At 61.2% G+C, this 16,939-nt stretch carries 17 protein-coding genes; 10 read left to right on the plus strand and 7 right to left on the minus strand.

From position 1 onward, the window contains the following. Window positions 1–19 precede the first annotated feature (19 nt). The 3 genes from tsaC to BVH74_RS04610 form a co-directional block, all read right to left on the minus strand. On the minus strand, window positions 20–577 hold the full coding sequence (tsaC, locus tag BVH74_RS04600) for an L-threonylcarbamoyladenylate synthase type 1 TsaC (protein ID WP_080048930.1): 558 nt from the start codon (window positions 575–577) through the stop codon (window positions 20–22). Between the two features lie 57 nt (window positions 578–634). Further along, entirely contained in the window at window positions 635–1,744 is a 1,110-nt protein-coding gene (gene dprA, locus BVH74_RS04605; protein ID WP_080048931.1) for a DNA-processing protein DprA, read from the minus strand. Window positions 1,745–1,818: 74 nt separating this feature from the next. Beyond that, window positions 1,819–2,844: a LysM peptidoglycan-binding domain-containing protein gene (locus tag BVH74_RS04610; RefSeq protein WP_080048932.1), complete on the minus strand. Its 1,026-nt coding sequence runs from the start codon at window positions 2,842–2,844 to the stop codon at window positions 1,819–1,821. A 141-nt stretch (window positions 2,845–2,985) separates the two neighbouring features. On the opposite strand from BVH74_RS04610, the gene def reads away from it, so the two are divergent. The 5 genes from def to BVH74_RS04635 are packed head-to-tail and all read left to right on the plus strand — an operon-like array spanning window position 2,986 to window position 8,691. Next, window positions 2,986–3,498 carry a peptide deformylase gene (def, locus tag BVH74_RS04615; RefSeq protein WP_080048933.1) on the plus strand — a complete coding sequence of 171 codons (513 nt, stop codon included), beginning with the start codon at window positions 2,986–2,988 and terminating at the stop codon, window positions 3,496–3,498. Window positions 3,499–3,554: 56 nt separating this feature from the next. Beyond that, on the plus strand, window positions 3,555–4,508 hold the full coding sequence (gene fmt, locus BVH74_RS04620; RefSeq protein WP_080048934.1) for a methionyl-tRNA formyltransferase: 954 nt from the start codon (window positions 3,555–3,557) through the stop codon (window positions 4,506–4,508). Further along, complete coding sequence (gene rsmB / locus BVH74_RS04625; RefSeq protein WP_080048935.1) at window positions 4,505–5,806, plus strand: 16S rRNA (cytosine(967)-C(5))-methyltransferase RsmB; 1,302 nt, start codon at window positions 4,505–4,507, stop codon at window positions 5,804–5,806. The genes fmt and rsmB overlap by 4 nt, the downstream gene beginning before the upstream one ends. 44 nt (window positions 5,807–5,850) lie before the next feature. Next, window positions 5,851–7,224, plus strand: coding sequence for a Trk system potassium transporter TrkA (gene trkA / locus BVH74_RS04630; protein WP_080048936.1), 1,374 nt, complete (start codon window positions 5,851–5,853; stop codon window positions 7,222–7,224). Window positions 7,225–7,242: 18 nt separating this feature from the next. Beyond that, window positions 7,243–8,691 carry a TrkH family potassium uptake protein gene (locus BVH74_RS04635; RefSeq protein WP_080048937.1) on the plus strand — a complete coding sequence of 483 codons (1,449 nt, stop codon included), beginning with the start codon at window positions 7,243–7,245 and terminating at the stop codon, window positions 8,689–8,691. A 38-nt stretch (window positions 8,692–8,729) separates the two neighbouring features. Here the strand turns inward: BVH74_RS04635 and BVH74_RS04640 are convergent, their stop codons facing one another. The 4 genes from BVH74_RS04640 to BVH74_RS04655 all read right to left on the minus strand — a co-directional run bounded on the left by BVH74_RS04640 (window position 8,730) and on the right by BVH74_RS04655 (window position 11,240). Continuing rightward, window positions 8,730–8,996: a PilZ domain-containing protein gene (locus tag BVH74_RS04640; protein WP_080048938.1), complete on the minus strand. Its 267-nt coding sequence runs from the start codon at window positions 8,994–8,996 to the stop codon at window positions 8,730–8,732. 44 nt (window positions 8,997–9,040) lie between these two features. Beyond that, the gene (locus BVH74_RS04645; RefSeq protein ID WP_080048939.1) at window positions 9,041–9,928 is read right to left on the minus strand and encodes a lysophospholipid acyltransferase; all 888 of its coding nucleotides are present in this window, start codon (window positions 9,926–9,928) and stop codon (window positions 9,041–9,043) included. Window positions 9,929–10,029: 101 nt separating this feature from the next. Continuing rightward, entirely contained in the window at window positions 10,030–10,614 is a 585-nt protein-coding gene (locus BVH74_RS04650) for a DNA-3-methyladenine glycosylase I (protein ID WP_373279476.1), read from the minus strand. 71 nt (window positions 10,615–10,685) lie between these two features. Continuing rightward, window positions 10,686–11,240 carry a YfaZ family outer membrane protein gene (locus BVH74_RS04655; RefSeq protein ID WP_080048940.1) on the minus strand — a complete coding sequence of 185 codons (555 nt, stop codon included), beginning with the start codon at window positions 11,238–11,240 and terminating at the stop codon, window positions 10,686–10,688. Between the two features lie 201 nt (window positions 11,241–11,441). Between BVH74_RS04655 and glyQ the strand changes: the two genes are divergently transcribed. From glyQ to BVH74_RS04680, 5 genes are read left to right on the plus strand one after another with little or no spacing between them, the layout of a single operon-like run. Next, window positions 11,442–12,389, plus strand: a complete 948-nt coding sequence (glyQ, locus tag BVH74_RS04660) for a glycine--tRNA ligase subunit alpha (RefSeq protein ID WP_080048941.1) — start codon at window positions 11,442–11,444, stop codon at window positions 12,387–12,389. Next, window positions 12,389–14,443, plus strand: coding sequence for a glycine--tRNA ligase subunit beta (glyS, locus tag BVH74_RS04665; RefSeq protein ID WP_080048942.1), 2,055 nt, complete (start codon window positions 12,389–12,391; stop codon window positions 14,441–14,443). Before glyQ ends, glyS begins: the two co-directional genes overlap by 1 nt. Before the next feature lies 1 nt (window position 14,444). After that, entirely contained in the window at window positions 14,445–14,981 is a 537-nt protein-coding gene (gene gmhB / locus BVH74_RS04670) for a D-glycero-beta-D-manno-heptose 1,7-bisphosphate 7-phosphatase (RefSeq protein WP_080048943.1), read from the plus strand. Window position 14,982: 1 nt separating this feature from the next. Next, window positions 14,983–15,729 (plus strand): lysophospholipid acyltransferase family protein, encoded by a 747-nt coding sequence (locus BVH74_RS04675; RefSeq protein ID WP_080048944.1) that lies wholly within the window; start codon window positions 14,983–14,985, stop codon window positions 15,727–15,729. A 12-nt stretch (window positions 15,730–15,741) separates the two neighbouring features. Continuing rightward, window positions 15,742–16,896 (plus strand): PilT/PilU family type 4a pilus ATPase, encoded by a 1,155-nt coding sequence (locus BVH74_RS04680; RefSeq protein ID WP_080048945.1) that lies wholly within the window; start codon window positions 15,742–15,744, stop codon window positions 16,894–16,896. The last annotated feature ends 43 nt before the right edge of the window (window positions 16,897–16,939 follow it).

A 16,939-nucleotide genomic window follows, 5' to 3' on the forward strand; every position in this document is an offset into this window, starting at 1 on the left:
TCGTTTTTCACGGCAACTCTCAGGACGGTCGGATGATCTGTTCGGTACGTACATCACGAATGATACTGGGATTGCGCCGTCCACCCAAAGCACCAGGCACAATAGCGTCCAATTGAGCATGAAAATATTGCTCTATCCGCAGCCTGGAGCGAGCCGGAGGTCGGCCGGCCGGATTGGCCGAAGTCGACACCAGCGGACCACTGACCGCGCATAGCTGGCGGATCAGCGGGTGATCACTGACCCGCAGTGCAACTGTCTCATGCTGGCCTGTAACCCAGGCTGGCAAACGGTCCTGATGCGGCACCAGCCAGGTGTTGGGGCCAGGCCAGGACAGCCGCAGCCGGGCCAGTTGCGCATCGGGCAAATCCCAGAGCAGAAAATCGAACTGCTCAATGGCTCCGGCCACCAGAATCACGCCCTTGTGCACCGGTCGCTGCTTGATAGTCAGCAGCCGCTCGACCGCCTCGGCCTGCCACGGGTTACAGCCCAGCCCCCAGACCGCTTCGGTCGGGTAGGCGATGACCCCACCAGTCTGGATGGTTTGATTGATCTGCCTGAGCCGCCAGCTCGACACCATGTTGTCGCTCCCGTTGATTGCCTGTGGCTGCGACAGTAGCCGAGCCAGGCTGACAGCTCAAGCCGGGCGCCGACAATAACCGGCAGGGCCGTGCAGAACCAGGCCTTCCAGCTCCAGATCCATCAGCCGCTGCAACACCACATGCACCGGCTGACCACTCTGCTCGCTGAGCCAGTCGACACTGACCGGTTCGTTGTCAAGCCAGCGCCACAACGGATTGTCGCTACGACGTGGGTCTTCACTCGGCTGCAAGGCCTGACACAAAGGCTGGTGCAGAACCCGCAGCACATCGTTGACGGTTTCCACCAGATGCGCGCCATCACGCAACAAGCGGTGACAGCCGCGAGCCTGGGGGTTGTGGATTGAGCCGGGCATGGCGAACACCTCGCGGTTCTGTTCCAGAGCCAGGCGCGCGGTAATCAGCGAGCCGCTGTTGAGGCTGGCCTCGACCACCAGGGTGCCCAGACTCAAGCCACTGATAACCCGGTTGCGACTGGGAAACTGTCCTGGTTGCGCCTTGGTGTCGGGCCAGAACGCCGACACCAGTGCTCCACCCGAGGCGACGATGGTCTCGGCCAGACCGGCATGACGTTTCGGGTAACAACAATCCAGCCCGGTACCCCAGACCGCCACGGTATGCCCTCCGGCTTCCAGCGCGCCCTGATGACAGGCGCCATCAATACCCAGGGCCATACCACTGGTCACGCACAATCCGCTGGCGGCGAAGGCACTGGCGAACTCGCGAGCGGTTGCCGCCCCACGCGGACTCGGATGACGGGTGCCAACCATGGCCAGTTGCGGATCCTGCAGCAGCGCCGGATTGCCACGCACGAACAGCACCGCCGGAGGATCAGCAATCTGGCGCAACAGCTCGGGATAGTCCGGTTCACCCAGACACAGAACATGCTGACCTGGCTGCTCCGACCATTGCCAGGCCAAGGCCAAGCGCTGTTTCAACTCCTGGTCCTGACCAGCCCGCAAACGCAACAGCGCTTCCAGCGCACGCGGACTCATACCCATCGCCTTCAGGCTTGAGGGCGTGCTGCTGAGCAAGGCTACGGGATCGGGTTGAACATCAAACAGACGGCGCAGCGAACGGGCTCCCAGGCCCTCGAGCAACGCCAACGTCAGCCAGGCCTCGTGCCGGGCGGGAGACAGGCTAGTCATGGATCATCCTTGATCGGGGGAAGACTGACAGCAAGACGCCACCCGCAGGTGGCGTCAGCAGTACATCAGAGGTTTCAGGGGTTGCGAACCTTGTCCATGATTGCCAGTTGGCGGTTGGCGTTGAGGACAATGCCGTAACTCAGTTTTTCGTAGGGGCGGAACACCATCAGCAGGCCGGCACGCTCATCGGGCAGACGAACCTGCTCGTTGCGTACCCGGTCGCGAACCACTTCGCCGGTCTTGTAGATCGCCAGCACCGAGCCTTCCTTGAGTCCGTCGCGAATGCCCTTGTTGAGGATCACTACATCGTACAGGCCGATCTGAGTCACGCCATGGGGAACGTCGAGAATCAGGCCCTCGACCTGCTGATCCGGGTCGCTGGGGAAGAAAGTCGAGGCCACCGGCCGCTCTTCGGTTTCCATCAGTCGATCACCGACCCGCACTTCCTGACGGCTGCGGCTGATGTTGAGGGTAACGATATCGCGCTCGTTGGCCACCACTTCACCGGTGCCGATATCCTGGGCATGCAGGCCGAGGAACTCGCCGGTTTCCGGGTCAGAGAACGACTTGCCGCGCCGGTAGATGCCGAAAGCCGGTACCGACTGGTCAACATCACCCCGGGCATAAACCTTGCTGCCGGCGCCTGCCACCACACTTTCGGCCTCGCCACCAATGACATACGGGGCCTGCTCGATGGCGTCCAGATCATCCAGAATCCGACCGGCATTGAGGAAGGCATTGATCGCCTCCAGCGGAATGGTCGGGATTGCCTCGGCAATCGGCTTGGCGCGAATGGTCGGCGACAGTTTGATGGTGCCGCCATCGCCACGACTGACCATCAGCCGCGGCTGGCCATCGATGTAGACCAGGGAAATGATGTCGCCGGGATAAATCAGGTGCGGGTTGTCAATCTGCGGATTGGCGTGCCAGATTTCCGGCCACTTCCACGGCAGGCTGAGGAATCGGCCAGCGATATCCCAGAGGGTATCGCCTCTGACCACGGTATAGCGTTCCGGGTGACCTTCTCTAAAAACAGACTCTTGGGCCTGCACCCAAAGGCTCATGCCGAGCAGCAGGAGGCCGAGTAATGTTTTCCTCATGACACGAATCCCTTTATTATAGAGGCAAGCAATCAAGCCCCGCGTCACTCTCAAAACGCCGGACTTGTTTTTATTTCCAAGCTGCTCATCATCTTAGCAGTACAATTTAGATTTATTCCACAGAATGCATCACAAACCGACATGGCCATATTAAACATCCTGGAGTTTCCCGACCCGCGCCTGCGCACCATCGCCAAACCGGTGGAGGTGGTCGATGACCGTATCCGGAAACTGGTCGACGACATGTTCGAGACCATGTACGACGCCCCCGGCATCGGTTTGGCCGCGACTCAGGTCAACGTCCACGAGCAGGTGATCGTCATCGACATCTCCGAGGACAAGAGCCAGCCACTGGTGTTCATCAACCCCGTGCTGGAACCACTGACCAACGAGTTGGAGCAGATGCAGGAAGGCTGTCTGTCGGTCCCGGGCTTTTATGAGACAGTAACCCGCCCCGAGCGCGTACGGGTCAAGGCACTGGATCGCAACGGCGAGGCTTTCGAGTGGGAACTGGAGGGTTTGCTGGCGGTGTGCATCCAGCACGAGTGCGACCACCTCAACGGCAAGCTGTTCGTCGACTATCTGTCCAATCTCAAGCGTGACCGCATCCGCAAGAAACTGGAAAAACAGCATCGGCTGCAAGCCAGCGGCTGATCTAGACAACCTGACTCCAAGGCTTGCTTCGGCAAGCCTTTTCTTTACGGACTCCCATGAACGCCCAGAATCTTCGCCTGATCTTCGCCGGAACGCCGGAGTTTGCCGCCAGTCACCTGCAGGCGCTGCTCGATGCCGGTCTCAATATCATCGCTGTTTACACCCAGCCCGACCGCCCGGCCGGACGCGGCCAGAAACTAGCCATGAGTGCGGTCAAGCAACTGGCTCTGGCGCATGACCTGCCGGTCTACCAGCCGGCCAGCCTGCGCAGCCCCGAAGCCCAAAGCGAGCTGGCGTCGCTGCAGCCCGACCTGATGGTGGTAGTCGCCTACGGCCTGATCCTGCCTCAGGCGGTACTGGATACCCCGCGCCTGGGCTGCATCAACAGCCATGCCTCACTGCTGCCGCGCTGGCGCGGTGCGGCACCGATCCAGCGCGCCATCGAAGCCGGTGATCAGGCCAGCGGGGTCACTGTGATGCAGATGGAAGCCGGACTGGATACCGGCCCGATGCTGCTCAAGGTCGACACACCGATCAGTAGCCAAGACACCGGCGGCAGTCTGCATGACCGGCTGGCCGAGCTGGGTTCGGCCGCCGTGGTCAAGGCAATTCAGGCCCTGGCCGCCGGCACCCTGCAAGGGCAGATCCAGGATGACGCGCTGGCCACCTATGCCCACAAGCTGAACAAGCAGAACGCGGCGATCGACTGGCAACGCCCAGCGGTTGAGCTGGACCGGCTGATCCGCGCCTTCAATCCCTGGCCGCTGGCTCATGCCCGCTGGCAGGACCAGCCGCTCAAGATCTGGGCCGCCCAGCCGGAAGCCGGCAGCGGCCAACCCGGTGAAATCCTTGACTGCAGCAAGCACGGCCTGCTGGTGGCCTGCGCCGAAGGCGCCCTGCGCCTGACCCGTCTGCAATTGCCCGGTGGCAAACCGCTGGCCTTTGCCGACCTGTACAACGCCCGCCGCGATCAATTCGCCGTTGGCAGCCGCTTGGACAACGGCCAGTGAGCCCGCGTCTGGCCGCCGCCCGCGCCTTGGCTCAGGTAATGGCAGGCAAGGCCTCGCTAGGCAGCAGCCTGCCGACACAACTGGAGCGGGTCAGCGTGCGTGATCGGGCACTCACCCAGGAACTGGCCTTCGGCACCGCCCGCTGGTTTCAGCGCCTGGACGGGCTGGCCAACGCGCTGCTGGAAAAGCCGCTGAAAGCCGCCGAACGCGAGCTGCACGCCCTGCTGTTGGTGGGCCTGTATCAACTGCTGTACACCCGCATCCCGGCCCACGCCGCGATCGGCGAGACAGTCAATGCCGCCAAGACCCTGAAAAAGCCCTGGGCCAGCGGCCTGCTCAATGCCGTGCTGCGGCGCGCCCAGCGTGAAGGCGCCGAACAGCTGGCGGCGCTGGAGCGCGACCCGACCATCCGCCTGGCTCACCCGCGCTGGCTGCAGAAGCGCCTGAAACAGGACTGGCCAGATGGCTGGGAAGCCATTTGCCAGGCCAACAACGCCCATCCGCCGATGACACTGCGGGTCAACCTTGCCCGCACCAGCCGCAGCGCCTACCTGAGCCGCCTGAGCGACGCCGGAATCGACGCCGAACCCTGCCGGTTCAGCAGCGTCGGCCTGCGCCTGCTGCAACCCTGTGATGTCAGCCAGTTGCCTGGGTTTACCGAGGGTGAAGTCAGTGTTCAGGACGAAGCTGCGCAACTGGCGGCGCCGCTGCTGGAACTCAAGCCTGGCCAGCGGGTGCTGGATGCCTGCTGCGCACCGGGCGGCAAGACCTGCCAGATCCTCGAGCAACAGAGTGCGTTGGACGAACTGGTCGCGCTGGATCTGGAACCCAAACGGCTTGAACGGGTCCGCGAAAACCTTGAACGGCTGCAGCTGCACGCTACCCTCAAGGCCGCCGATGCCCGCGAACTGAGCAACTGGTGGGATGGCCGACCATTTCAGCGCATCCTGCTCGATGCCCCCTGTTCAGCCACCGGGGTGATCCGCCGCCATCCGGACATCAAGCTGACCCGCCAGGCTGAAGACATAGCCGCACTGGCACAGTTGCAGGGCCAGTTGCTGGATCAGTTGTGGCAAACCCTGGATGTGGGTGGGGTGTTGGTGTATGCCACCTGCTCGGTGCTGCCGGAAGAAAACAGCCAGACCATTGCTGCCTTCCTGGCGCGCCAGCCCGGTGCCCGTGAGCTGGAGATCAGTGCCGACTACGGCCTGGCGCAACCCTGCGGGCGTCAGTTGTTGCCGCAGAACGATGGCCATGATGGATTCTACCTGGCCAAACTGATCAAAATTGCCGCCTGATTGCAGCGCGCCAGCTACACTACGCGCAGCGGGGGAGAGAGAACATGAAAATCATTATTCTCGGTGCCGGTCAGGTCGGTGGCAGTCTGGCCGCCGAGTTGGCCAGTGAGGCCAACGACATCACCGTGGTCGATACCGATACCAGTCGCCTGCGCGAGCTGGGCGACCGCCTGGATATACGTACCGTACAAGGCAAGGGCTCGTTTCCCACGGTGCTGCGTCAGGCCGGTGCCGATGACGCCGACATGCTGATTGCGGTGACCAGCAGCGACGAGACCAACATGATTGCCTGCCAGGTCGCCTACACCCTGTTCCGCACCCCGACCAAGATTGCCCGGGTACGCGAATCGGCCTACCTGACCCGCGGCGGGCTGTTCCAGAATGAAGCAGTGCCGATCGACGTACTGATCAGCCCCGAGCAGGTGGTCACCAACTACATCAAGCGGCTGATCGAGCACCCCGGTGCGCTGCAGGTACTCGACTTTGCCGAGGGCAAGGTCCAGCTGGTGGCAGTACGAGCCTATTACGGTGGCCCGCTGGTCGGTCAGGAACTACGTTTTCTGCGTCAGCACATGCCCGGCGTAGATACCCGGGTAGCAGCCATCTTTCGCAAGAACCGGCCAATCCTGCCACAGGGCGATACCATCATCGAAGCCGACGACGAGGTATTTTTCGTCGCTGCCACGGCGGATATTCGTGCGGTCATGAGCGAGCTGCGCCGCCTGGAGAAAAACTACAAGCGCGTCATGATCGCCGGCGGCGGCAATATCGGCGAGCGGCTGGCCGAGGCGATCGAAACCCGCTATCAGGTCAAGATCATCGAGAAGTCCAAGGCCCGTGCCGATTATCTGTCCCAGAACCTCGACCGGGCCATCGTGCTGCACGGCAGCGCCTCGGACAAGGAGCTGCTGACCGAGGAAAATATCGAGGAAGTCGATATCTTCTGTGCGGTGACCAACGATGACGAGGCCAACATCATGTCCTCGATGCTGGCCAAGCGCCTGGGCGCCCGCAAAGTCATGGCCCTGATCAACAACCCGGCCTACGTCGATCTGGTTCAGGGCGGTGAAATCGACATCGCCATCTCGCCCTCGCAGGCCACCATCGGCACCTTGCTGACTCATGTTCGGCGCGGCGACATCGTCAATGTCTATTCGCTGCGCCGTGGCGCGGCCGAGGCAATCGAGGCGGTGGCCCATGGCGATACGCGCTCTTCCAAGGTAGTTGGCAAGGCCATCCGCGACATCGACCTGCCACCGGGCACCACCATCGGCGCGATCGTGCGCAATGAAGAGGTTTTGATAGCCCATGATTCGACGGTAATCGAGTCAGATGACCACGTAATCCTCTTTGTTATCGACAAGAAACGCATCCGCGACGTGGAACGTCTGTTCCAGGTCGGGCTGACCTTCTTCTAAGGCGCAGGGAGCGCGTTCATGCAGTACACCCAGATCCAGCGTATTCTCGGCATCCTGCTCATGCTGTTTTCCACCAGCATGCTGCCGGCAGCCGGGGTTGGCCTGTATTACGGCGAGCAGGCCCGCGAGGCCTTCCTGATCGGTTTCGTGATCACCATGGTGCTGGGCTTTCTGATCTGGCTGCCGGCCCGCGGCCAGCGCAATGAACTGCGTACCCGCGACGGCTACCTGATTACGGTGATGTTCTGGCTGGTACTCGGGCTGTTCGGGGCGATTCCGTTGTATCTGTTGGAAATGCCCGACCTGAGCGTAGCCGACGCGGTGTTCGAGTCGTTTTCCGGGCTGACCACCACCGGGGCTACGGTGATCACCGGGCTCGATACTCTGCCACGCGCGCTGCTGTTCTATCGCCAGCAACTGCAGTGGTTCGGCGGCATGGGGATCATCGTGCTGGCGGTGGCGATTCTGCCTTTGCTCGGGGTTGGTGGCATGCAGCTGTATCGTGCCGAAATGCCCGGGCCGCTGAAGGAAAACAAGCTGACCCCGCGGATCGCCGAAACGGCCAAAGTACTCTGGTACATCTATGCCAGCCTGACTCTGGCCTGCGCGCTGGCCTACTGGGCCGCAGGCATGGAGCTGTTCGATGCCATTGGCCATAGCTTCTCAACCGTGGCGATCGGCGGCTTCTCCACCCACGACGCCAGCATCGGCTATTACGACAGCCCGCTGATCGAGCTGATCTGCATCATCTTCATGATCATTTCCGGGATCAACTTCGCCCTGCATTTCCTTGCCTGGCGCCACCGCAGCCTGACCAACTACCTGCGTGACCCCGAGTGCCGGGCCTATCTGCTGATCCTGGCGGCGGTATTTGTCGTTTGCGCGGCGGTGCTGATCCACTACCAGTATCACGATGCCTGGACCAGCATTCGCTATAGCGCCTTCCAGACCGTCTCCATTGCCACTACCACCGGTTTTGGCGTCACCGATTTTTCGGCCTGGCCCACCCTGCTGCCGTTCATGCTGCTGTATGCCAGCTTTATCGGCGCCTCGGCCGGCTCTACTGGCGGCGGCATGAAGGTGATTCGGGTGGTGCTGCTGTATAAGCAGGGCTCACGTGAAATCAAGCGGTTGCTGCACCCCAACGGGGTTTTCCCAGTCAAGCTTGGCAGTCGACCGGTGCCTGACCGGGTGGTGGAGGCGGTATGGGGGTTCTGCGCGGTGTATGTGTTCACCTTCGCGGTGCTGTTTCTGATCCTGCTCGGCACCGGCCTGGATTTCGTCACTGCGTTTTCAGCGCTGGCTGCCTGTATCAATAACCTGGGCCCAGGCCTGGGTGAGGTTGCCGCACACTACGGCGAACTGCAGGACGGAGTGAAGTGGGTATTGAGCTTCGCCATGCTGCTCGGGCGCCTGGAGGTGTTCACCCTGCTGGTGCTGTTGACGCCGATGTTCTGGCGGCGCTGAGGCCCTAGGAGAAACGCTTGGTATACGGCGCGGACCAATTACTGGTCAAGAAAGACCAGGCCCGCACCTTCACCCGCCACCACTCGCTGAACGACCATCCGCAGCACTGGTGCATCCATGGGGATGTCCTGTACCTGACCGGTGACTACAGTGCCGGGTGCCAGCTCGGCCAGCAGCGGATTCTCGACAAACACCCCACCGTCGGACAGATCACGGGTCTGACCAAACACTTCACCCAGTTGCGGATGACTGATCTTGATCCGACACTTCATCATGGTCCGTGGATACTGCCGCTGATTGGCCATGCGCGCTGCTCTCCCTGGTCGTTGCCGTCGTTGTTATAGGTTGTTCAATACCATTTCTTTTCCCCGGCCGGGCGTTTCTTGAAACGCTTCATGCTCCACATATATTGGCTCGGCCAGGTCGCCACATAGCGCCCGATCACCTCACTCATGCAGCTCACCGCCTCGGTTTCATCGTTACTGTATAGCGCCTCTGGCGCCTCTTCCAGTATCACCTTGAAGCCGCTGTTGTCGGGCAGGCGCAGACAGTGGAAGAACAGCGCCTTGGCCTGCCCGCCCTTGAGCAGGTTAGGGACGAATTTGCTGGTCAGGGCCGTGGTACCGAGAAAGGGGACGAACAGACCGCTCTTGAGCGCCGGTTCAGGGTCGGCAGGAATACCGACACAACCACCGCGCTTGACCTCGCGCATGACGCTGATGATGCCCTCGCGGGTCGAGGCCGCGACCTTGTTGCCAAGCTGGGTACGCTGGCGTTGCAGCAGTTCATCCACCGCTTTCTGTTTGGGTGGGCGATAGAAGATGATCGGCTTGGCGCGCGAGCAGTACCAGTGATTGAGCACTTCCCAATTACCCAGGTGGCTGGTAATGCCGACCACGCCCTGGCCCTTGGCCAAGGCATCCAGAAGCAAATGCTCGCCTTCAACCTGCTTGATCAGCGATACCGTTTTTTCCGGTGACCACATCCAGGCGCAGGCACTTTCGGCAAAGCTGCGGCCGATGTTTACCAGCGTTTCCCCGACCAGTTGCTCACGCTCAGATTCGGACAGCTCCGGGAAACAGTGCTGCAGATTGATCCGGGTTACCTCCCGTGACCGGTTCGGCAGTTTCCACATCAACCAGCCCAGCCCGGCACCCAGGCGCTGGGCCACGGCAAAGGGCAGCAACGAAAACAGTCGAAGAAAACCCACGATGATGGCGCCCTTGAGTCGCTCCACACCTATCCCCCGTCAATCAAAAAACGCCATTGTAGCCCGAACCAGGGTCGGCTGCCGTTTCATCACAACCACGCCGGGCCTGTTTTTGCGCGATTAGTCCGTTAGCTCAGCTCGGGGTAACGAAAACAGTCCGTGGTATGGTCCATCACCATCCCGGTAGCCTGCATGAAGGCATAGCAAATGGTTGGCCCGACAAAGGTGAAACCGGCCTTTTTCAAGGCCTTGCTCATGGCCACGGCTTCGGCACTCTGGGTCGGAATCTGGCTCAGGTGTTCAAACCGGTTGATCTTCGGTCGGCCATCGACGAACTGCCAAAGCCACTGGCCTGGATCCTGATGCTGGGCCATCTGCAGCCAGGCCCGGGCATTCTGCCGGGCGCCATGAACTTTCAGCCGATTGCGGATGATCCCACTATCGGCCATCAGCTCCAGTAGTTGCTCATCGCTCTGTTCGGCCATGAACTGTGGATCGAAGCCACGATAGACTTCACGGTAGCGCTCGCGCTTCTTCAGCACAGTGATCCATGAAAGACCGGCTTGAAAACCGTCGAGCAGCAGCTTTTCGAATAGCTGCTGGCTGTTGTACTCGGGCACGCCCCATTCAGTGTCATGATAGTGCTGGTAAATCGGGTCACTCGAACACCAACGGCAACGAACCGGCAAATCAACAGCCTGTGACGCGGACATGGGGCCTCCTGGCTAATGGTTACAGGTCCACCAGCCTAGCCCGAAGGCCCCGTTTTGTCTTGCCCGATCGCTCAGAAGCCGACACTCACACCCAGCACCGGACCGCTGTCCAGGGTACGGTTACCTCGCCGATCGAAGTCGGTACGCAGATAGCGATAACCGGCGTAGGCATAGCTCTGAGCAAACAGCTTGGCCCGAACCTGAGCACCGTATTCGTAACTCTCGTTGACATTGCCATGGGTCAGGCCTTCTGGCGTGTAGAAGCCATAACCACCCAGTGACACTCGCGGTAGCGGGGTATCGACGAACAACGAGCCCCCCAGCCCCAGGCCACCGCCGTTACCGTAATCGGTATCCTGGTACTGGTAACGGCCACCGACACTGAGATCCACCAGCGGGGTAGGCAATGAAATCATCAGTGAGCCGCTGTAGAGGCGGGCGTCGCGGCCGCTGTCATCGGTCTTCAGATAGCCAACACCGGCACGTACACCAGGCACCAACGTCTGGGTGGCCTCCAGGCCATACGAATTGCTGCCGGCGCTGGCTCCCAGGCTTAGCGCCTGGGCTTGGGTAGCGCCTAGGGCCAGCACGGTGGACAGGGCCAAAACGCCACAGGACTTGTTCATGATCAGGGTTACTCCTTGCAACAGGTCTGGAAAAGAAAGAGGCATTGGGCAATGCTCCCACCCGGCTCTGACCCTGTAAAACCCCAAGAGTGCCGGAGCAACATCCTGCAACCTTGTGCTTGTGCGACGGCTCAGCCTGTATGTCCCCCCTATCTGACGGTATACTCCGGCTTTTATTTTCAGCCTGACCGGGTGAACCACGTGACACAAACTACGCCAGACGTGCGCACATTCCAGGGCCTGATCCTCGCCCTGCAAAGCTACTGGGCCGAGCAGGGCTGTGTGATCCTGCAACCCTACGACATGGAAATGGGTGCCGGAACCTTCCATACCGCCACCTTCCTGCGCGCCATCGGCCCGGAAACCTGGAATGCCGCCTACGTGCAACCCTCGCGCCGCCCGGCCGATGGTCGCTACGGCGAAAACCCCAATCGTCTGCAGCATTACTATCAGTTCCAGGTAGTGCTCAAGCCCAACCCGGATAATATCCAGGAGCTGTACCTGAACTCGCTGCGGCATATCGGTATCGACCCGCTGGTACACGATATCCGCTTCGTTGAAGACAACTGGGAATCGCCAACCCTGGGCGCCTGGGGGCTAGGCTGGGAAGTCTGGCTCAACGGCATGGAAGTCACCCAGTTCACCTACTTCCAGCAGGTCGGCGGGGTCGAGTGCTATCCGGTGACCGGCGAGATCACCTATGGTCTGGAACGTCTGGCGATGTACTTGCAGGGCGTTGACTCGGTCTACGACCTGGTTTACTCCGACGGCCCGTTCGGCACCGTGACCTATGGCGATGTGTTCCACCAAAACGAAGTGGAGCAATCGACCTACAACTTCGAGCACGCCAACGTCGACAAGCTGTTCGAACTGTTCGATCACTACGAGGGCGAAGCCAACCGGCTGATGGAGCTGCAACTGCCGCTGCCCGCCTACGAAATGGTGATCAAGGCCTCGCACAGCTTTAACCTGCTCGACGCCCGTCGGGCAATTTCGGTGACCGAGCGTCAACGCTACATCCTGCGGGTGCGGGCCCTGGCGCGCAACATTGCCCAGAGCTATCTGCTGGCCCGCGCCCGTCTTGGCTTCCCGATGGCCAGCCCCGAATTGCGTGATGAAGTACTGGCCAAACTGAAGGAGGCCGAATAATGCAGGCGCAGGATTTTCTGGTTGAACTTGGCACTGAAGAGCTGCCCCCCAAGGCCCTCAAGCGCCTGGCGGAAGCCTTCCTGGAAGGTGTTGAAAAGGGCCTGGCTGACGCTGGGCTGAGCTATCAGGCCGCCCGTTACTACGCCGCGCCCCGGCGCCTGGCCGTGCTGGTTGAACAGCTGAGCACCCAGCAGCCGGACCGCAGCAGCCAGATCGACGGCCCGCCGCTGCAGGCTGCCTTCGACAAAGACGGCAACCCGACCCAGGCCGCCCTGGGTTTTGCCCGCAAGTGCGGGGTTGAGCTGACCGAGATCGATCAAAGCGGGCCCAAGCTGCGCTTCGTCAAATCCGAGCCAGGCCAGCCGGCCACCAGTCTGCTGCCTGGCATCGTCGATGCAGCTCTGGCGCAGCTGCCGATTCCCAAGCGCATGCGCTGGGGTGCGCACAAGACCGAATTCGTCCGCCCGACCCAGTGGCTGGTGATGCTGCTCGGCGATCAGTTGGTGCCCTGCGAGATTCTCGCCCAAAGCGCTGGCAACCAGTCGCGCGGCCATCGATTCCACCACCCGGATCAGTTGACCATCAGTGCCCCAGCCGAATACGCCGACCGCCTGCGCCAGGCTTTTGTGGTCGCCGATTTCAGCGAGCGCCGGGAACTGATTCGCCAACGGGTCGAGCAACTGGCCGCCGAGCAGCAGGGCAGTGCGATCATTCCCGATGACCTGCTCGATGAAGTGACCGCTCTGGTCGAATGGCCGGTGCCTCTGGTCTGCTCGTTCGAGGAACGCTTCCTCGAAGTGCCGCAGGAAGCCCTGATCAGCACCATGCAGGACAACCAGAAGTACTTCTGCCTGCTCGATGCCAGCGGCAAGCTGCTGCCGCGCTTTATCACCGTAGCCAACATTGACAGTGAAGACCCGGCGCAGATCATCAGCGGCAACGAGAAGGTAGTGCGCCCGCGTCTGACCGATGCCGAGTTCTTCTTCAACCAGGACAAGAAGCAGCCGCTGGAAACCCGCAACGAGCGACTGGCCAAGGTGGTGTTCCAGGCCCAGCTCGGCAGCGTGCTGGACAAGGCTGAACGGGTTTCCAGCCTGGCCGCCTTCATCGCCGCACAGATCGGTGGCGACAGCAGTCACGCCGCCCGCGCCGGACTGCTGTCCAAGTGCGACCTGGCCACCGAAATGGTTGGCGAGTTCCCGGAACTGCAAGGCATTGCCGGCTACTACTACGCCCGCCATGACGGCGAAGCCGAGGACGTGGCGCTGGCACTGAACGAGCAGTACATGCCGCGCGGCGCCGGCGCCGAATTGCCCAGCACGCTGACTGGTGCCGCCGTGGCGCTGGCCGACAAGCTCGACACCCTGGTCGGCATTTTCGGCATTGGCATGCTGCCGACCGGCAGCAAGGACCCCTATGCCCTGCGCCGCGCAGCCCTGGGCGTGCTGCGGATTCTGATCGACAAGCGCCTGGAGCTGGATCTGACCAGCGCCCTGACCAGCGCGATCGCCCAGTATGGCGACAAGATCAAGGCCGAGGGTCTGCTGGCTCAGGTTCAGGACTTCATCTTCGACCGCCTGCGCGCCCGTTACGAGGACGAAGGCATCGACGTGGCCGTGTACCAGTCGGTACGGGCGCTGAACCCGGCCTCACCGCTGGACTTCGATCAGCGCGTACAGGCGGTGCAGGCCTTCCGCCGGCTGCCCGAAGCTGACGCCCTGGCCGCCGCCAACAAGCGGGTGTCAAACATTCTGGCCAAGGCCGAGGGTGAAGTCGGTACAGTGGTCAACACCAGCCTGCTGCAGGACGCCGCCGAACAGGCCCTGGCCAATGCCATCGACAGTGCCGAGCAGGCCAACGCCCCGCTGGCCGCCAACCGCGACTACCAACGCAGCCTGGAGCAGTTGGCCAGCCTGCGGACCCCAGTCGATGCATTCTTCGATCAGGTACTGGTCAACGCCGAAGACCCGGCCGTACGCGCCAACCGCTATGCGTTGCTGGCCCGATTGCGCGCACTATTTCTCGGGGTGGCGGATATTTCGCTGTTAGGCTGACGTGAAACTGATCATTCTCGACCGCGACGGCGTTATCAACGAGGACTCCGACGCCTACATCAAGTCACTCGACGAGTGGATTCCGTTGCCAGGATCGATCGAGGCCATGGCGCGCCTGAGCAAAGCCGGCTGGCGTATTGCCATAGCCACCAACCAGTCCGGCCTGGCGCGCGGTTATTTCACCCAGGAAATACTCGAAGCCATGCACGCCAGACTGGCCGAACTGGTGGCCGAGCAGGGCGGTCAGGTCGAACTGATTCGTTACTGCCCACACGGCCCTGACGACGACTGTGACTGCCGCAAGCCACGTCCCGGGCTGTACCGCCAGATTGCCGATTACTTTGGCCTGGACAGTCTCTCAGGGGTACCCACTGTAGGCGACAGCCTGCGTGATCTGGAGGCCGGCGTTGCCGTCGGTTGCAAACCCTATCTGGTGCGCACCGGCAAGGGCAACAAAACCGCCAATCAGGCGCTGCCCGCCGGCACACTGATTTTCGACAACCTGGCCGCTGTGGTCGACTCATTGCTGGAACCCTGACATGCGCCTGTTCATGCTCCTGCGGATCACCCTGTTCTACCTGTTGCTGGCCTCCAGCGCCTGCCTGTGGAGCATCCTGATGCTTGTGCTGGCACCGCTGTTGCCGTTCCGCTGGCGCTTCGGCCTGGTGGTCGAATGCTGGACCCGTTTCGCCATCTGGCTGTGCAAGGTCATGGTTGGTATTCGCTATGAAGTCAGCGGTCTGGAGAATATTCCGGACCAGGCCGGGGTCATTCTGGCCAACCATCAGAGCACCTGGGAAACCTTTTTCCTGCAGCAGATCTTCCGTCCGCAGAGCCAACTGCTGAAAAAGGAACTGCTGTATGTACCCTTCTTCGGCTGGGCTCTGGCCTTGATGAAACCGATCGCTATCGATCGCAGCAAGGCCCGCGATTCGCTCCAGCAACTGACCCGCATCGGCGGCCAGCGCCTGCGTGACGGAATGTGGATTCTGGTATTTCCCGAAGGTACCCGCAAAGCCCCCGGTACCCCAATCAAGTTCAGTCGCGGCGGTGCGGCCCTGGCGGTGAGCACTCAGGTACCCGTGGTACCGGTTGCCCACAATGCCGGTGAACACTGGCCCCGGCATGGCTGGAACAAACATCCTGGTACCATCAAGGTCATGATCGGCCCTGCGATCTATCCCAAGGGTTCAGACCCGCGCGCCATCATTGAGGTCAATCGCGAGGCCGAGGCCTGGGTCAATCAGGCCCTGAGCGCCATCAACCCGGGCAGTTCCGGGCACTGACAAGGAACGGATATGGATATTCACGACTACTTGCGTACGCTGGCCGAGCAACAGGGTTCTGACCTGTTTTTCAGCGTGGGGGCACCGGTCACGCTCAAGCGCGAAGGTGAGTTCGTCCGCCTTAACGAGACTCAGGTACTGGAGAAAGGGCAGGTCAAAACCCTGGCTTACGCCCTGATGAGCGCCAAGCAGATCGAGGAATTTGAAACCCAGCTGGAAATGAACCTTGCCCTGGGGATTGCCGGGGTAGGGCGCTTTCGGGTCAACGTTTACTGGCAGCGCGGTGAAGTGACCATGGTCGTGCGCTTTATCAGTGACCGGATCGCCAGCTTTGCCGAACTTGGGCTACCGCGGGTGCTGGAAAAACTGTCACTGCTTGATCGTGGTCTGATTCTGGTAACCGGGGCCACCGGGAGCGGCAAATCAACAACCCTGGCAGCGATGATCGATTACCGCAACCGCTGCCGCTCGGGTCATATTGTCTGCATTGAGGATCCGATCGAGTTTCTGCATCACCATCAATGCTCGATCGTCGATCAGCGCGAGGTCGGCCTGGACACCCACAGTTTCAAGGCCGCGCTGCACAATGTCCTGCGTGAATCCCCAGACGTGATCATGATTGGTGAAATTCGCGACCGGGAAACCATGCAGCATGCCCTACATTACAGTGAAACCGGGCACCTGGTACTGGCCACTCTGCATGCAACCAATACCGTGCAGGCAGTGGAGCGCATCGCCAACCTGTTTCCGGAAGAGGCGCGGGCTCAGGTACTCAATGACATCTCCATGAATATGGTGGCTATTATCGGCCAACGCCTGGCAAATGGCGTAAAAAAGCAGCGATTGCCGGTTGTTGAAATGCTCTTGCGCACACCCTATATCGTCAACCTGATCGCCCGCGATGAGCTTCACGATATCAAGGCAGTGATGAGTCGCGGTACCGATGACAAGGCTCTGCAGACCTACGATCAACATCTGTTCCGACTGCTCAAGGCCCGGGAAATTACTCTCAAGGAAGCCCTGCGCCTGGCCGATTCACGCAACGACCTGATGCTACGCGCCAAGCTGGAAGACCAGGCCAAGGACAATAGCGAGTCAGCAGCACCGGCTGAGCCGACCAGCGACGCGGCAGGGTTTGATAGTGACCTGACTGAAGACTTTCGTTAAGGAAGCACTGATTATATCCGTTCAGCGTTAGCCCAATTGTCGC

Origin of the sequence: Halopseudomonas phragmitis, assembly GCF_002056295.1 — a bacterium.
Lineage (GTDB): Bacteria > Pseudomonadota > Gammaproteobacteria > Pseudomonadales > Pseudomonadaceae > Halopseudomonas > Halopseudomonas phragmitis.